Genomic DNA, 940 nt, shown 5'->3' with positions numbered 1-940 from the left:
ATGTTCGGGATTAACTGAACCCCGCAATTTAACAACATCTTCCGCACTGTACGGGCGGATAATTCCATTCCAACGGTCACTTTTCCATTCTTGTTCCAGTTGAGCGATTTGTTGAGTTCTGGAGATTGTCATAACTTCTACTTCCTATCTTTATTAAATTAATCGGATATGGTGTTTTGTTATTATTCGTTGCTTAAACTTCTCTCAGTAGCCCCAATAGGCGGGCTCTAATCAAGTAATTGATATCCCGGCAACGTCAGGAAATCTATCAGCTCGTCCTGAGTTGTAATGCGCTCCATCAACTTGGCTGCATCGCTAAATCGCCCTTGACTGAAACGTGTCTCTCNNTGAACAAACCTTTTGTCACTTTTTTACCGTTGGATAATGATTTTTCGTGGTGAATCCATTGCCAAATGGATGTCCGGGAAATTTCGGCTGTCGCAGCATCTTCCATCAAACCATAGATAGGAACGCATCCATTGCCTGAAATCCACGCTTCAATATATTGAACAGCTACCCGGATATTGGCCCGCATACCTTCTTCAGTCCGATCGCCAGGGCAAGGTTCCAGTAATTGAGCCGCAGTAATCGGCGCATCTTCTTCACGGAAGATATCTAACTGGTTTTGCCGTTCTGCCAAGACCTTATCGAAAACTTCCATTACCGTGTCGGCAAGACCTGGGTGAGCAATCCATGTACCATCGTGACCATTACGCGCTTCCAGCTCTTTATCCGCTCTGACCTTATCTAATACCCAGTTATTGCGTTCAATATCTTTACTGGGGATAAAAGCAGCCATTCCCCCCATCGCAAATGCTCCGCGCTTATGGCAGGTTTTGATCAGTAAACGGGAATAAGCACTGAGGAAAGGTTGATCCATCGTGACAGACTGACGATCAGGCAGAACCCGATCACTATGATTTTTCAGTGTCTTAATGTA

Annotated in this window: 2 pseudogenes; both read right to left on the bottom strand. The window is 44.9% G+C overall.

Features of this window, described 5'->3' with window-relative positions:
• Positions 1 to 132, bottom strand: a pseudogene (locus tag V2H77_RS00370) (isocitrate lyase); the annotation flags it as partial.
• A gap of 95 nt (positions 133 to 227) precedes the next feature.
• Positions 228 to 940 (bottom strand): annotated as a pseudogene (locus V2H77_RS00365) (malate synthase A); the annotation flags it as partial.

It is taken from the genome of Photorhabdus sp. P32 (assembly GCF_038085095.1).
GTDB classification, from domain to species: domain Bacteria; phylum Pseudomonadota; class Gammaproteobacteria; order Enterobacterales; family Enterobacteriaceae; genus Photorhabdus; species Photorhabdus luminescens.
Note: the sequence above shows the minus strand (reverse complement) of the source record. Positions and strands in the feature narration are given on the sequence as shown.